The 15,499-nt window shown below is 47.9% G+C and carries 12 protein-coding genes and 1 tRNA gene; 6 read left to right on the plus strand and 7 right to left on the minus strand.

Translation table 11 applies throughout. The annotated features are described in order from the left end of the window. Positions 1–68: 68 nt before the first annotated feature. From ACYVF1_RS00520 to ACYVF1_RS00535, 4 genes are all read left to right on the plus strand, one after another. Entirely contained in the window at positions 69–1,037 is a 969-nt protein-coding gene (locus ACYVF1_RS00520) for a glycosyltransferase family 2 protein (RefSeq protein ID WP_461074523.1), read from the plus strand. A 79-nt stretch (positions 1,038–1,116) separates the two neighbouring features. Further along, a complete protein-coding gene (locus tag ACYVF1_RS00525) occupies positions 1,117–1,908 on the plus strand; it encodes a TauD/TfdA family dioxygenase (protein ID WP_461074525.1) in 792 nt (263 codons plus the stop codon). 202 nt (positions 1,909–2,110) lie between these two features. Then, positions 2,111–3,082, plus strand: coding sequence for an aldo/keto reductase (locus ACYVF1_RS00530; RefSeq protein WP_461074527.1), 972 nt, complete (start codon positions 2,111–2,113; stop codon positions 3,080–3,082). Positions 3,083–3,127: 45 nt separating this feature from the next. Then, positions 3,128–3,895, plus strand: coding sequence for a glycosyltransferase family 2 protein (locus ACYVF1_RS00535; protein ID WP_461077773.1), 768 nt, complete (start codon positions 3,128–3,130; stop codon positions 3,893–3,895). A gap of 32 nt (positions 3,896–3,927) precedes the next feature. Here ACYVF1_RS00535 and ACYVF1_RS00540 read toward each other — a convergent pair whose 3' ends face one another. Continuing rightward, complete coding sequence (locus tag ACYVF1_RS00540) at positions 3,928–4,371, minus strand: hypothetical protein (RefSeq protein WP_461074529.1); 444 nt, start codon at positions 4,369–4,371, stop codon at positions 3,928–3,930. Between the two features lie 54 nt (positions 4,372–4,425). Here ACYVF1_RS00540 and ACYVF1_RS00545 point away from each other — a divergent pair, with 54 nt between their 5' ends. Both ACYVF1_RS00545 and ACYVF1_RS00550 read left to right on the plus strand, forming a co-directional pair. Further along, positions 4,426–5,391: a YheT family hydrolase gene (locus tag ACYVF1_RS00545; RefSeq protein ID WP_461074531.1), complete on the plus strand. Its 966-nt coding sequence runs from the start codon at positions 4,426–4,428 to the stop codon at positions 5,389–5,391. Between the two features lie 15 nt (positions 5,392–5,406). After that, positions 5,407–5,943 carry a GNAT family N-acetyltransferase gene (locus ACYVF1_RS00550; RefSeq protein WP_461074533.1) on the plus strand — a complete coding sequence of 179 codons (537 nt, stop codon included), beginning with the start codon at positions 5,407–5,409 and terminating at the stop codon, positions 5,941–5,943. Between the two features lie 23 nt (positions 5,944–5,966). Here ACYVF1_RS00550 and ACYVF1_RS00555 read toward each other — a convergent pair whose 3' ends face one another. The 6 genes from ACYVF1_RS00555 to ACYVF1_RS00580 form a co-directional block, all read right to left on the minus strand. Continuing rightward, a complete protein-coding gene (locus ACYVF1_RS00555; protein WP_461074535.1) occupies positions 5,967–6,845 on the minus strand; it encodes a MerR family transcriptional regulator in 879 nt (292 codons plus the stop codon). 288 nt (positions 6,846–7,133) lie between these two features. After that, positions 7,134–7,209: transfer RNA gene (locus tag ACYVF1_RS00560), tRNA-His, on the minus strand. A gap of 102 nt (positions 7,210–7,311) precedes the next feature. Beyond that, a complete protein-coding gene (locus tag ACYVF1_RS00565) occupies positions 7,312–7,926 on the minus strand; it encodes a superoxide dismutase (RefSeq protein WP_461074537.1) in 615 nt (204 codons plus the stop codon). A gap of 57 nt (positions 7,927–7,983) precedes the next feature. Beyond that, positions 7,984–8,418, minus strand: a complete 435-nt coding sequence (locus ACYVF1_RS00570; protein WP_461074539.1) for a nucleoside deaminase — start codon at positions 8,416–8,418, stop codon at positions 7,984–7,986. 99 nt (positions 8,419–8,517) lie between these two features. Continuing rightward, on the minus strand, positions 8,518–11,946 hold the full coding sequence (locus tag ACYVF1_RS00575) for an Ig-like domain-containing protein (protein WP_461074541.1): 3,429 nt from the start codon (positions 11,944–11,946) through the stop codon (positions 8,518–8,520). 342 nt (positions 11,947–12,288) lie between these two features. Beyond that, entirely contained in the window at positions 12,289–15,372 is a 3,084-nt protein-coding gene (locus tag ACYVF1_RS00580) for a glycoside hydrolase family 3 N-terminal domain-containing protein (protein WP_461074543.1), read from the minus strand. Positions 15,373–15,499 lie beyond the last annotated feature (127 nt).

Consider the following 15,499-nt stretch of genomic DNA (forward strand, 5'->3'; position numbering starts at 1 on the left):
TTTTCGGTTCACAAAACAGCCGTACTACGTAGCTGTATATGAAGTGAAAATTGAATACGCTATTAGTTATGCCAAAAGTTAGTGTTCTGATTATCACCTATAATCAAGCGAAATTCATTCGTCAGGCCATCGACAGTGTACTGATGCAGCAGGTAAATTTTCCTATGGAAATTTTAGTCGGCGATGATTTTTCGAAGGATGGTACGCGGGAGATTATTCAGGAATATGAACGCAAACATCCTGGCTTGGTGAAAGGCGTGCTGCACCCACGTAATATGGGTAAAAACGGCGGTATCAACTTTCTGGAAACGCTGAAACGGGCTGAAGGCGAGTATTATGCCCTCATCGATGGTGACGACTACCTCACTGACCCGCTCAAGCTCCAGAAGCAGGTCGATATGCTGGATGCGCACCCCGATTATTCGATGGTGTTTCATAACGCCCTGATTACGTACGAAGATGGTAGCCCATCGGAAGTACTCAATGGGAAAGATATGAAGCCCTATTACACCATTGAGGATTTGATTGGTGAGAAAGAAATCTGGTTCATGGCTACGTCGAGTACCATGTATCGGAACACCATCAAAGAGTATCCGGCCTGGTTTAGCGAATCGGTCAGTGGCGATATTCCCCGCCTGATTTTGAAGGCGAAGATGGGTAAGATTGGTTATATACCTGATGTGATGTCGGTATATCGGAAAAACAAAAACGGTACCAGCTTTACGGATAATGAAGCCGATGCAGTTTATCTGAAAAACCGGATCGACATGTACGACAACATCAATCGCGAGCTGGAATATCGATACGACCGGGTGATGAAGAAAAATATTGCCCGGTATTACCGGATGATGATGAACAGCAAGCAGTACCGCGATTCATATCTGGCAAAACTTCGGTTAACAGCCAAATATTATTCGTTGGCGCGGCCGAGTTGGGAAGATTTGAAAACGGTTATTTACGACCATCTGACGCCCCCGGCCATTCAGCGTGCCTACGGTGTAATTGCTATTGGGCTACACCGTATTCTAAATAATTAGTACGTACAGTAAGTCAGTTTTTGGCTAACTGTTTGAGTTTCCTTATTTTGTGTGTCAAACAATGAAACGAATATAGGCTATGAATTTTTTCAAGGAAGTCGTCTATACTACGCCGGAAGAAACGTTCCAGAACGTAAAAGAGGCTGTTCAGAATAATAAATTGGTGTATCTGTCGGGCTTCAAAGAAGATCTGCCCGTACACGATTTTTATAGCAAATTGTCGGAAACGATCGGTCGTATTCATGCCGCCGATGAAGATCTGGCTACCGGTAAACAAACCGGAAATCGCTGGATCGACATTACGTATGATCCGCAAATTCCTGATCGTTACCGTTCCAGCAACACGCGCCAGCCTATGCACACGGACGATTCGTACGTAGAGCTGAACGGCGAAGAAGCCGTTAACTTCTTCTATTGTGCTTCGCGAGCTAAAATCGGTGGTGCCACTACGTTCTTCGACCTGCCCGAACTAGTTGAGTGCATGAAGCTTGATGGTGAAGATGCCCTGCTGGAAGAGTTGATGGCAACCGACGTTGTTCACGCGAAAGGTGGTAGCCGGAAAGTTCGCAAAATCATCGATCAGGATGGCGAAGGTTACCTGGCCAACTGGAACTACTTCTGCCTGTCGCGCGATGAAAACTCCGCAGAAGTGCTGGATTTGTGCGAACGTTTCCATCATTTCCTGGAAAGTCGCATCATGAACGCCGGTGTTATACTGCCAGTTCAGTTGCAAAAAGGTGAAGCTGTTTTCTTCCACGATGACCGCGTGATGCACGGACGTAACGCGTTCTTCGCCGAATATCCGGGCCAACGCAGCCTTATCAAGGGTAAAATCATCATGAATCCAGCTCCTGCTGAGTCTGTGTTCTAAAATTGGATAAAATTCATTTTTCTGGTCGTTCAGCGAGCTAATAAGCAAATAGCTAGATCGTTGAACGACCAGAATTTTTATGAATAAGGCCCCGACAGGCTCTGGCTGTCGGTTGTAGCTATAGAAGCAGTCGCTGACGCGACTCCGACAGCCAGAGCCTGTCGGGGCCTTCACCGCCCATCATATTCATGTAGATAATTGAATGGCAAATTCCCTGAAAGAAGAATTAACATCGCGTCTGGGCTTCGGTACGTGGCAGTTTGGTGGGCCAAACGTAGTAAATGGTAACGTAACAGGCTGGGGAGAGGTCGATAAATCAGAAGCCATTCGCGCTGTACACGTAGCGCTGGAACAGGGAATCAATTTTTTCGATACGGCTGATAGTTACGGCGGTGGTCAATCGGAGGAAATTTTGCGGGAAGCTTTTCAGCAGAGAAGTGCTACGTCGATTATCTGTACAAAGTTCGGTAATCGCCAAACGCCCGACGGTCAACCGATTCAGGATTATAGCGCCGACTACGTAGCAGAAGCCGTCGAGGCCAGTCTGCGCCGTCTTGGTCGCGAAACAATCGACGTATTGCTGCTCCACAGCCCGCCCGATGCATTTGATTGGTCAACCTATGATCCAACGCCTTTTGATAAGCTGAAACAAGCGGGTAAGATTCGTTACGTTGGTGTAAGCTCACGTAGCGTCTACGGCGCTAAAAAAGTAGTAGAAGCGGGGTTTGGTAACGTAGCAGAAGTGATTTATAACGCCCTCGACCGGCGGGCCGAAGAATTACTTTTTCCAATCTCTGGCGCAGACGACTATTTTTTCATCGGACGAGTGCCACTTGCCTCAGGTTTTTTAAATCCTAAATATTTGCAAGCGGATCCCTCCTTCGCTCCCGATCAATACCGGCATTATTTACCCGACCGCGACCGCAACTGGCTGCTGGAATCTTCCCGAAAACTGGCTTTTTTAAACGATTTGCCGGGTGGATTGGCTGTTTCGGCGTTACGTTTCTGTTTGTCAAATAATAATGTGGGCGTAGTAATTCCAGGGATGCGTAACGAAAAACAAGTGCTCGCTAACTGTGAAGCTGTTAAATTAGGACCTTTGCCAACTGATGTGCTGGCGAAAATTCGTCAGGCGGTTCCCGACGTTGCAGAGCACTGGAAACCGAAAAGCTAATTTCTGACTTTAATCAACGAGCGTCGTCCGCTTATTATGCCCATGATGAAACTAAGCGTTGTTATACCCGCCTATAACGAAGAAGAATCGCTGCCGCCGACGTTGCGGACGCTCTATCAAACATTGGCGAAGCACGGCATTCCGCACGAAATATGCGTTACTAACGATAATTCGAAAGATGGTACGTTGCAGGTGCTGGAGACGTTGGCAAATACTGAAATTCCGACGCTGGTTTATTACACCAATCCTGGCCCTAATGGCTTTGGATACGCGGTACGTTACGGTCTTGAGCGGTTCTCCGGCGACTGTGTAGCGGTTTTTATGGCCGATATGTCTGATGACCCTGAAGATCTGGTACGTTTCTATAACAAGATGCAGGAGACCGGCGTCGATGCGGTGTTTGGTTCGCGATGGGGAAAAGATGGGAAAGTGATCGACTACCCGGCGCTGAAAAAATTCATTAACCGCGTAGCTAACTTCATCGTTCGAATGGTGATGGGTATTAAATACAACGATACGACCAATGCCTTCAAACTGTACAGACGAGAGACAATGGAAGGACTTAAGCCGTTTCTGTCGCCCCACTTTAACCTTACCGTTGAACTTCCTCTGAAGACGATTGTGCGGGGCTATAGTTACGCAGTTGTCTCGAATAGCTGGACAAATCGGAAATACGGCGAATCGAAGTTGAAAATTAAAGAAATGGGTAGTCGGTACTTCTTTATTCTGATGTATTGCCTGATCGAAAAATACTTCTCACAGGGCGATTTCCGAAAAAAAACGGCACCAGCGCTGGTAAATAATGTAAAATGAAGAACGTTTGTGTACTATGTTCTTCATTGCTATTACCCAAAAACTCCTTTCAAACCGGGAATCTGGTAGAAAGCGATAGATTGAATAATCGCCCAGAAAGCAGCGCTGACTAGCATATACAGAATGATTTCGCCCCGTTTAACCCGAAACGAGATGGCGAGAATAGTGCCTCCAATTGGCGTTAGAATCAGGGGGGTTAAAAAAGCTATACCCGCTAAACCCGCTCGTTTCCAAATTTTTATAGCTAATCGTGTTCGTCTCGTAAAGCGTTTGGGTGGAGTAGAACGATACTTCTGAATGAGTACTTGCAGCGCAGCACCGGCGTAAATAACTATCACTACGCTGACCATCATGCCTATGGTGGTGAAAATAGCTGTTTCGAGCCAGGTCAACCCCAGCGCAACCCCCGACAGTGGTCCGCCGACAAATTTGATCGTACTGGCGATAATTACGGAGATGTATTTGGTAATCGGCATGGTTGTGAATGTATGCAGGAACAACGATACAAAACTATCCGTTGTTCATAGCATATGCCGCTAATTCAATCTTCGTACGCCGGACCGCCTGTTTATCAGTACAATGGTCATCTTCAAACTATTATCCCCAGTCTAACGCGTCGGGTGTTGGGCGTTACGTATGAGCGCGAACGTCTGATACTCAGCGACGGAGATTTTGTGGATATAGACTGGGTTGATAAAGGTCAGCAGCGGCTTGTGGTGCTAACGCACGGCCTGGAGGGCGATAGCCACCGGCAGTACATTCAGGGTACAGCTAAGTTATTCGCGCAGCATAATTACGACGTATTGGCCTGGAACTGCCGTTCGTGCAGTGGCGAAATGAATCGGGCTTTCCGGCTGTATAATCACGGCGAAATCGGTGATTTAGGCGAAGTCATTGACTATGCGTTGAAGACAAAACCCTATCAGGAAATTGTGCTGGTCGGGTACAGCATGGGCGGTAATATTACGCTTAAATACCTGGGTGTTCACGGAAAAGAGCTTCCAGACGTAGTGAAAAGGGGGGTTGCCATTTCGTCGCCAACTGATTTGGGATCTAGTGCAGGTTTACTCGACCGGGCAGGTAATCGATTTTATAAACAGCGATTTATGAAAAAGCTGGTTGTCAAACTGCGCCAGAAGGACACTCGATTTCCGGGGCGTCTGAATCTTAGTCAATTACAAAATGTCAGGAAATGGCGTGATTTTGACGAATTTTTCTCAGCGCCCATTAATAGCTATCAGGATGCCAACGATTTCTATACTCAGGCATCTGCCGTAAATTACATGCCTGGTATTGCTGTGCCCGCGTTGCTATTGAATGCCCAAAACGACCCGCTATTATCACCGGAATGTTCACCGGCCTGGCTAGCCCAAAGGCATAAATCCATTTTTTTGGAGACCCCTAAAAGAGGAGGCCACGTAGGATTTCAGGTTGCCCGTGATGAACATACCTATGCCGAACGACGTGCGCTGGCTTTTGCACAGGAGTGTATATAACTGCCTCAATTACCGATGAACGCTGCTTTTCTTTATTCCGAGCGTCTGCTTTTTGTTGCCGGTACGCTTACCTTATTGAATCTTGAATTAACGAATCGTGCAAGATTCGCTCAATTACTGAACGTAGCAATTCCAACTGACTGGCCGCCTGGCGAATACGATGAGGATGCAATGAAGTTTTTTTTGGAACAACTATCCAGTGGACAGGAAGATGCTATTGGCTGGTACAACTGGTACGTTGTTACATATCCAACCCCTACTACACCAGCAACTTTGGTAGCAGTAGCTGGCTATTTTGGTCCACCTAGTGCAGATGGTACAATAGAAATTGGCTATTCTGTTTCGGATGAATGGCGTCGGCAGGGAATCGCCACTGAAATTGTTGGTACGTTAGCTGTAAATGCCTGGCAGCAACCGCAGGTACAGAGAATTATTGCCCATACGTTACCTACGAACGAAGCTTCTATTAAAGCGCTGATCAAAAACGGGTTCTATTCTATTAAAAGCGATGACCCCGAAAAGCTGTGCTTTGAGTTGCTGCCTGTTACGTAGTACGAGCTTGACCTGAATGCGTACTACGTAGCAGCGATGCTGATCAGTTCTTCGATCTGATTGATAATCTGGGTATTTGCGGGGGCGTCAATATCCTGGCCAATAACCTGATAACCCGTCAGTAAAATCTGTGAATCTGGAAAAGTACTGGAGAGTCGATTTACAAATGGCTGAACTTCGTGATTAGCTGGTGTTGATGTAACGACCGTAAAAACGTAATCGGGCTGATGGCGCTTCCCGGCAAATACCAGCTCGCTAAACGGCAGATTTTGGCCTAAATAAACAACTTTATTCTTGCGGGCAGCTATGAGGTACTGGGCAAACAGCAGATTAATTTCGTGGAATTCGCCTTCGGGTAAAAACAGCAGATACGTTTTGCCCGGCTGATCTTCTGTATCCGCCAGCGTATCAATGGCAACGATGATTTTTTGCCGAATCAGGTTCGTAATAAAGTGTTCCTGCGCTGGCCCGATGGACCCCGTTACCCAAAGCGTACCGAGACGGCTTAAGAATGGGTAAACAATGCGAATCATCGTACTCTCGAAGCCAGACTGCTGAACGTTCGCTCCGATGATTTTATTAAATCGAGCTTCATCCAGATCAATCATAGCCAGCGTAAGTGCCTGAATCTGGTCAGGGTAATTCAGCTGTTTCTCCGAGATTTTGGCCACTTCCCGGTTCATGTCATCAACAGACAGTTTCGCTATCTCTGAAATTTTATAACCATGATCTTTCAGCATCGAAATGTTCAAAACCAATTTCAAATCCTGGTCATCATAAGTACGAATGTTCGTGTCTGTCCGTTTTGGGGAGATAATCGTATAACGCTGCTCCCAGATTCTCAGGGTATGGGCTTTTATGCCGGAGAGTTGTTCTAAATCTTTTATGGAATACTTACTCATGATGCTTATTTGCTTCATCTACAACCAATCATGAACCAGCAGAAGAGTATGATCGGCCAGCCATGCGCGAACATATAACTTCCATCAACAAAAAACCAACGTTCAGTTTTAGTGCAGGATTTGGGAACAATCTATTTAAAAAAACGCAATTTTGGTAGTTTTGTTTAATAGATTGTTGAAAAAAAATAAACAAAAGGGTGGTTTTCCAAAGAACTTTACAGCGGAACAAAATTATGGCGTCTACGAACGTACCCAATAAAAAAAGCCCCGGAATTACCGGGGCTTAATGGGTGAAAGACGGGGCTCGAACCCGCGACCTTCGGAACCACAATCCGACGCTCTAACCAACTGAGCTACGATCACCATTTTGAGTGGGCAAAAATAAGGAATAATGATTAATGAACAATGAATAAAATTGATCTTACTACCAATTATTCGTTATCCATCAACCATTATTCATTCAAGACTATGCCTGTTTAGCCTGCTGATAGCGCTTTTCAGCTGCGTTCCAGTCTACTACGTTAAAATAAGCCGCAATATAATCGGGTCGACGGTTCTGGTATTTTAAGTAGTAAGCATGTTCCCAAACATCAAGGCCAATCACCGGAAAGCCTTTTACTTCGGCAATATCCATAAGCGGATTGTCCTGATTTGGAGTCGACGTGACGGCCAGCTCACCTTCGGGCGATACGATAAGCCAGGCCCAACCTGAACCAAACCGAGTGGTAGCAGCTTTCGTAAACTCTTCTTTAAAAGCGTCGAACGAACCAAATTTGGTGTTGATAGCCTCTGCCAGGTCGCCGGTTGGCTGACCACCGCCCGAGCCAGAAATGGTATTCCAGAACAGTGTATGGTTATAATGTCCTCCGCCATTATTGCGAACGGCAACAGGAGCGCTGCTTACACTAGCGAGCAGGTCTTCGATGGATTTATTTTCCATATCGGTACCAGCGATGGCATTATTCAGATTCGTCACGTAAGCATTATGGTGCTTACCATGGTGAATTTCCATCGTCTGTTTGTCGATATTCGGTTCGAGCGAATCACTAGGGTAGGGAAGCGGGTCTAATACAAAAGCCATTTTACTTGTTTAGTTAGAATGGAAGATCTTCGGTTGTGTTAACAAGCCTCTGCCGAATTATGTTCTTAAGCGGGTAAAAAACTTAGTCAGCAACTCCTGACTTTCAGCTGCCAGCACTCCCGTTTCAACTCTGGTTTTCGGGTGCAGCAACGTAGCATCAATTCGGCTATAGCCTCGTTTAGGATCTTCGGCGCCAATCACTAATCGGCTTAGTTGCGCCCAAAATAACGCCCCGGCGCACATCACACAAGGTTCCAGTGTTACGTATAACGTACATTCGCTCAGGTATTTACCGCCCAAATATTGAGTGGCAGCGGTAATAGCCAACATTTCGGCATGGGCCGTTACGTCATTCAACTGCTCCGTCTGGTTATTGGCTTTCGCGATAATCCGGTTTCGACATACAACGACAGCTCCCACCGGAATTTCGCCATTATACGCTGCTTCTTCAGCCAGGCTAAGCGCAATATCCATAAAATACTCGTCAGGCATAAAGAAGTTATAGGGTTATAAAGTTGTAGGGTTGCAAAGTTAGCTGACGCGCTCACGAACTTTACAACCCTATAACTTTATTACCTTACAACTTCTAATCTATTGTTTCAGTATTTTTCGAATTACCTGCCGATCACCTACCTGAATACGAACCAGATAGATACCGTTGGGCTGGCCAGTCAGGTCGAAATCATTATAATGAAGCCGGGTTACGCGTTCCTGCAAGGGTCTACCCCTTGAATCCGATACCGTAATAACAGCGGGGTTGAATATTAATTGCAGGTTTAGTTCTACCGTGAAAGTAGTTGTAACAGGCATAGGATATATTTTCACCAGCTGATCGAGCGAGCTATCGCCCGTTCCTAAAACCGAGTAGACCGTGACGGTAGCGGTACCCGACGCAACGCCTGTTCCGCAATTGTTTGATACGTTGGATAGTCGATACACCGAATTTCTATTAGGCCGTATTTCCGCCAGATACGGGCTCGTGGTTGCAGTAGCAGAATAATTCTGAAGGCTATCGGCATACGTAAACGTCCAGGGACCATCTCCGCCAAAGGTGAAGGTCAGGTTAACCGGCATGCCTTCCTGCGCTACCAACGTACCAGATAAACTGGCAGTAGGTTTTGAACGAACGGTCAGCGGTGTAGGGCTATTGGCTCCTGTAACGCCGACGCCCGAATTCAATGCCACCGCCCGAACGTAGTACTGGCCGCTGGGTATGCTATCGGGTAGCGATCCCGCAATGGGAGAACGTAGCGCGGTGGCCGAAACGCTATACTTTTTCGACGTATCAGCCGTACTTGCCAGTTCAATTTTAAAACGGTTATCCTGCGTAAACTGACCGGTAGTTGTAAACGGAACTTCAATCGACGTACCAGCGCATAAAGTTGTGGAAGTTAAAGCACTTGTTGAAACAGTAGGTACGCGCACAGAAACCGATGCTGTGGCCGGATTACCGGGGAGCCCTAGTCCGCAGCCGTTGGAAACGCCCGCTACCTGATACGTTGTATTGCCTCGTGGTATTACCGCAATAGTTGTATCCGACCGGCGGCAGATACCTGTATACCCATCCGAAATTGTATAGCTATACGGCCCGGTACCAGTAAATTTCAACTCTAGCGTCGCCTTTTCTCCCAAATTTACGGTCGTATTTTGAGCGCGGAGGGATAACGTTGGGGGCGCATTTACAATGACCCGAATGGCAGCCCGCGGGCTGTAACAACCGCCCGAACTGATCTGATACACGTAGAAAATATCGCCATCGGGGTTCACGTTCGTATTTTGCGTCGATGGTACAGGTGTATCAGTACGGAGACGTCCGTAAGGATCAATCCAACGCAAGGTACTGCCTGGGTCGCCAGCTGCTTCAAGTGGTCCCACTTGCTGGTCGATGCAATAAACCAGCAGCGACTTGGCTACCGTAGGAGCCGCAATAGCGCCCACATTTACCTGCAACGTAGCTTTTGGACTCTCACAATTATTGATCGTCTGACTAACCAAAAAGACCTGCGTGCCCGACTTGTCGATAGAAGGCGTTGGCGCACCGGGAAGCAGGTTGCCGGCCTGATTATACCACTTCAGGTTTTGCCCGGTAGCCTGAAGCACACCTACGCTCTGGACTGGCTGGTCGGTCTGAGCCTGGCAGTAGCTGACATTATTTACGGTAGGTGTACCCGGCAACGCGTTCACAACAACCGGCAGGTTCGCTTTGGGACCTTCGCAACCATCGCTGGATACTTGCGAAACTTTATAAACCAACGTACCCACACTGCCGGTATTTGGCGTTGGGGCTCCCCCTAAAAGTTTATCGAATGCATCGTACCATTTCAGATTTGCGCCATTGGCTGTCAAGGGCGTAGCGGTCGAATTGTTGCAGTAACTGACTGGGTTGACACCTGGTGCAGCAGGCGTTGCTTTCACCTGCACACGAAGGCTGGCCCGAGGACTCTCGCAGCCGTTCAGCGTCTGGCTGACGTAGTAAAGTGCATTACTTGGCGAAGCACTAGAGGGTTTAGGGGCAATACTAGTTCCCGTTCCGCCGGTCGCCGATGTACCGTACCAGATAGGCGTAGCACCGGCTACAAAGGTTGCCGAGAGGGTAGGGACCGTTACACCCTGACAGATATCAATCGCCGATGTAACAGGCGCATTTGGCGTATCTTTTACCTGTACTGGAATAACCGCTCGCTCGCTTTCGCATCCGTTTACAGTCTGGGTAACGTAGTATAACGTAGTACCGATGGCCGTTGATGCTGTGCTGGGTACAGTTGCGGTTGGCGAACCCGTACCACCCGTTTTATTTGTTCCATACCATAATAAACCTTGACCACCGGCCGATAGGGGCAAAGCCGTAGCCCCTTCGCAATAGGCACTTGGTATAGCAATATTGGGCATAAATGGAATAGAACTTACCGTAACGGTAAGAGCCACTCGTGGACTTTCGCAGCCACCAATCGATTGGCTAACGTAGTACGTCGTTGAGCCTACACTATTGGTTGTTGGCTTGGGAGTAACGTTCGACGCCGTACCGCCGGATGCTGCTGTATACCAGTTTAACGTACCACCGGCCGAAGCGGTTGCTGTTAAGCTCGGCGGGGTTTGGTTCAAACACGCCAGGGTCGGATTTTTAACTACAGGAGCACTTGGGCCGGATGATACCGTTACGGCAATGGCCACCCGGGGACTTTCGCAACCGTTTAACGTTTGACTAACGTAGTAATTGGTAGTTCCGGCCTGCGTTGTCAATGGTTTCGGAGCAACGTTCGAGGGAGTGCCGCCGGTTGCGGATGTTCCATACCAATTCAACGTACCTCCGGCCGAAGGTGTAGCTGACAACGTAGTGGCTGTCTGGCTTAAACAATACGTAGGAACCGGAGTAACAGTTGGCCCGGCAGGTGCTGCTTTTACGGTTACGGTTATACTTTTCCGGGGACTTTCGCAGCCGCTTACAACCTGGCTGACGTAGTACGTTGCCGTTCCCGCCTGAGTGGTAGAAGGTACAGTAGGCGTAGTCGACGCCGTACCGCCTGTTGCATTCTGGCCATACCATTGCAACGTACCACCAGCCAAAGCCGTTGCCGTTAATGGGGCTGCAGTGGCTCCCTGGCAATAGGGGGCAGGGGTAGCCGCTGTTGGAGCAATGGGTGTCGACAAGGCAAGTGTAATCGCACTGGTGATAGAGGCTTTGGCTACTGTGCTCGATATAATTCGAATACGGTAGCCCGTGCCGGCCACAGCCGTTTTCGGGATGATGGCATTAATGCTTCCGCTCGTGGTTCGGGTAACACTGCCGATAACAGTCGGATTAGCAGGCATAAAACCCGTCGCATCAGACAATTGAGCAGTGAAGACATTACCAGTTCCAAAAGTGCCGGTTGCCGTAAAATTCACGGTTAGGGCGCCACCGGGGCAAAGAGACGTTGGGGAAAACGTAACACCGGTAAGCGATTGAGCACCACTACGTTCTGCCAGGCTTAAAAGCCAGAGCAGCATTACTAAAGAGAGGTAAAAATTACGTCCTTTCATAAAGGTAGAAGCGATAATGGAATTGTGTTTATTAAAGTTAAATCATTTATACTTACGCAGCAGGTACTGTTGATACCGAAACTCCGTAAACAAAATTGTTTGGTTTACTAATTGCCATTTAGGGCAACATAATTAGTGGCTTCACTCATGAGCTGCTTGAAACCTCTCTTCGTTTAATTAAATCAGAAATATCATAGATTGCTGATTTAAAGGTTTTTACACAATTGTCCATTATAAGTTTTCATTAGGGATGATAGTCAATAGCTTGTCTTAGCAATAAAAATGCCACTTCAATATGAAGTGGCATTAATACAATTAAAAAAAAATAATTTCGGCTACATATCAGTGCTGAACAGCATTATAAATTACTTCATGAATCCGCCGACGTAGCTTGGTGGTATTTATTGAATTATTCCCAGCTGTGGGATATATACGGTTCGATAAAAATACAAAAATCAATTCCTCATCCGGGTCAACCCACACTACGTTACCGGTGAAGCCGGTGTGGCCAAACGAACGGGGCGATGCTTTGGAGGCCATATAAACGCTGCTGGCACTTTCCGGATTGGGCTTGTCCCAACCCAGTGCCCGATGGCTACGGTTACTAAGCGTTTGGGTGAAGAAAGGCACGGTCATTGGGTTCAGAATACGTTGGTCCCCGTAACTACCTTTCTGTAAATTCATCTGCAATAACGTAGCAATGTCGCGCGCGTTACCGAACAGACCTGCGTGGCCCGAAACTCCGCCCTGCACGGCCGCCATCTGATCATGAACCGTGCCGATTAGCAGTTGATTTCGGTAGTACGTATCCTGCTCGGTTGGGGCGCAAACTGGCTTTTGCAAACGTTGCAGGGGTGTAAAACCCAACTGATGCAAACCCAGCGGTTTATACACGTTCTCCGTTACGAACTTGTCGAGCTGTTGTTTGCTGACGCGCTCGACAATTTTTTGCAAGGTCAGGAAATTCAGATCGCTATACACGTAAGCAGGTTTACCCGTCTCATCGACCTTCCGCGACATCGGCGATTGTACTACCCATTTCCAGACTGAGTCCCGGAGTGCCGGAACGCCCCAGAGCGTAGGGGCAATCTGAAGCGTGTGCAACGTATCGTGTGTAGCTGAATAATACTCGGCTTTCAGACCACCGCCCGGCAGGCGAGTCCGGTCCCACGACGTTGGGTAGTACGATACCATACCCGATTGGTGCCAGAGTAAATCCTGAAGCGTAATGTTTTGCTTATTGGTGTTACGTAGTTCGGGCAGGTAGAAAGACGCTTTTTGATTCAGTTCAATCTGTTTACGATCGTACAGCACCATTACCGACTGCAACGTAGCGAGCACTTTTGTTAGTGATGCCAGGTCATACAAGGTTTCGTCAGATACTTTTTCGGCGCCGGCCGCGTAGGTCAGTGCGCCAAAATTCTTGCTGTAAACGACTTTTCCTTTACGGGCTACCAGAATCTCACAGCCGGGTACTACGTGGTTTTTAACGGCTCCCTGCGCTATTGCATCGATTTGCGCCAGTACGTCAGATTTCATTCCAACGCTTTCCGGCGACCCCACCGAAAGTCGTCCTTCCGGGTTCAACGCCAGGCCTGTACCTAATTCCAGACCACCTATCGAAACGGGCAGTTTTCCACGAGACCCTAAACCACCAAACAATATTTGCGGTACTACGCGCTGCATATCATCCAGCTCCTGATAGGCACAAACCAGCGCATCGGCGCCAACAAACTGAGGCAGACTATAAGGCGACCCAAAAGCCGTAACAATCACTTTCGTTCCCCGCGTTTTCAGGCGATTGATGAGGTCAAGTGAAGGCTTGGTAATGCCGTATTTCCGGTTGGCAGACTCAGCCATTTTGTGAAAGCTCAGCACTACCGTATTCGCATCGCCAATCTGGGCCAGAATATTGTTCAAATCGGCTTCCGAAACAGGCTTATCAATCGCCAGCGTCTGGAAAGGAGCGTACTGATTCAGCGATTTCTGGAAAATATTTCCTGGCTCGGCCCCGATTGCTATCGACGCCATCCGCAACGTATCAAGGCGGCTTAGCGGCAGAAGATTATTTTTGTTTTCTGTTACCGTAACGGCCTGTTCGCAAAGTTCCTGTTTCAGAAGTTTGGCCTCAGGCGAGTTCAGCTCTGCCGATAGCCCGGCAAGGTTGATAGGTTTATACTGGCTGAGGCCTGCCCAATATTTGGCACGAAGAATTTTCCGGACTTTTTCGTCAATCAGTTCCTGCGAGATGATCCCCTGCTGAACGGCGTTCATGATATTCAGCGTGGCTTCGCGGACATTTTCTGGGTAAAGCAAAATGTCGTTACCCGCAATAAGAGCCCGTAAATTTACGTCCACTGCCTTCGGCGACCGGCTGATACCTCCCATATTCAGTGCATCAGTAAACACCAAACCTCTAAAGCCAAGCTCTTTCTTCAGTAATTCGGTAACAATTTTTTCCGACAACGTAGCAGCCAGTGCGGGCGTGTTATCCATAACCGGTACGTGCAGATGCCCCGTTACAACGCCCATCAAACTATCGGCAATCAGCTTCCGGAACGGGTATAGGTCGATTTCGCGCATTTCTTCGGGCGAGCGGCTAACCGTTGGGAGCGTGTGGTGCGAATCGGCGCTGGTATCGCCGTGGCCGGGAAAATGCTTGGCAGTAGCAATAACATGCGTTTGTTGCAGACCACGCATATAGGCCGACGCTTTCAATGCTACGTTCTCCCGCGATTGCCCAAATGAGCGAACACCGATTACTGGATTGGCCGGATTGCTGTTTACATCCGAGACAGGTGCAAAATTGATATGAATCCCTAAACGCTGGCATTGTCGCCCAATTTCAGCGCCCATTCGATAAATCAATTCATTATCCTGAATGGCGCCGAGCGACATCTGCTTCGGGAAATCCATGGCACTGTCCAGCCGCATCCCAAGTCCCCATTCGCCGTCGATACCAATTAGCAAAGGCACTTTCGACTGGGACTGATAGCGATTGGTCAATACGGCCTGCCGGTAGGGGCCTCCCTGGAAAAAAATTAATCCTCCGATATGATTGGATTGGATCAGGTGCTCGATGTACTGATTATGGTTTTCGCTGCGGTTCGAGAAGGCCGCAACCATAAAAAACTGACCAATTTTCTGTTCTGGCGTCAGCGTCTGGAAAACGCTATCTACCCAATGTGTACCACTGTCGGGCAGGTTAAACACTTCAACAGGACGGGCATCAGGACCGAATTTGTAGGAAGCAATTTTAGTACGTGTCGGAAGAGAAACTGCACTTTTAGGTGTCGCTTTGGCAATGGCTGAATGAGCAAGGCGAACCCAGAATTTGCGATCTGGTTTCATTAACCCGAAAGCCGTCAGCAAACTCACGAACAGGAGTGCGACAAGTAAAATGGGTCGTACAACGATGTTCTGCATGGGTACTTAGTACGTAAAATTGTACAATCGGTTATCGGTGGTGTTTTGGCTAAACCATAAAAATAGACAAAGCCTGCCAAAAACCATAGCTAATCACCGAATTGTCTAAATTTTTAACGAAATTTTA

Source organism: Spirosoma flavus (genome assembly GCF_054778555.1).

What these genes read in the sequence shown, in the direction of transcription:
- ACYVF1_RS00520 (WP_461074523.1), top strand. Translation starts at nt 69, where the DNA reads ATGCCAAAAGTTAGTGTTCTGATTATCACCTATAATCAAGCGAAATTC.
- ACYVF1_RS00525 (WP_461074525.1), top strand. Translation starts at nt 1,117, where the DNA reads ATGAATTTTTTCAAGGAAGTCGTCTATACTACGCCGGAAGAAACGTTC.
- ACYVF1_RS00530 (WP_461074527.1), top strand. Translation starts at nt 2,111, where the DNA reads ATGGCAAATTCCCTGAAAGAAGAATTAACATCGCGTCTGGGCTTCGGT.
- ACYVF1_RS00535 (WP_461077773.1), top strand. Translation starts at nt 3,128, where the DNA reads ATGAAACTAAGCGTTGTTATACCCGCCTATAACGAAGAAGAATCGCTG.
- ACYVF1_RS00540 (WP_461074529.1), bottom strand. Translation starts at nt 4,371, where the DNA reads ATGCCGATTACCAAATACATCTCCGTAATTATCGCCAGTACGATCAAA.
- ACYVF1_RS00545 (WP_461074531.1), top strand. Translation starts at nt 4,426, where the DNA reads ATGCCGCTAATTCAATCTTCGTACGCCGGACCGCCTGTTTATCAGTAC.
- ACYVF1_RS00550 (WP_461074533.1), top strand. Translation starts at nt 5,407, where the DNA reads ATGAACGCTGCTTTTCTTTATTCCGAGCGTCTGCTTTTTGTTGCCGGT.
- ACYVF1_RS00555 (WP_461074535.1), bottom strand. Translation starts at nt 6,845, where the DNA reads ATGAGTAAGTATTCCATAAAAGATTTAGAACAACTCTCCGGCATAAAA.
- ACYVF1_RS00565 (WP_461074537.1), bottom strand. Translation starts at nt 7,926, where the DNA reads ATGGCTTTTGTATTAGACCCGCTTCCCTACCCTAGTGATTCGCTCGAA.
- ACYVF1_RS00570 (WP_461074539.1), bottom strand. Translation starts at nt 8,418, where the DNA reads ATGCCTGACGAGTATTTTATGGATATTGCGCTTAGCCTGGCTGAAGAA.
- ACYVF1_RS00575 (WP_461074541.1), bottom strand. Translation starts at nt 11,946, where the DNA reads ATGAAAGGACGTAATTTTTACCTCTCTTTAGTAATGCTGCTCTGGCTT.
- ACYVF1_RS00580 (WP_461074543.1), bottom strand. Translation starts at nt 15,372, where the DNA reads ATGCAGAACATCGTTGTACGACCCATTTTACTTGTCGCACTCCTGTTC.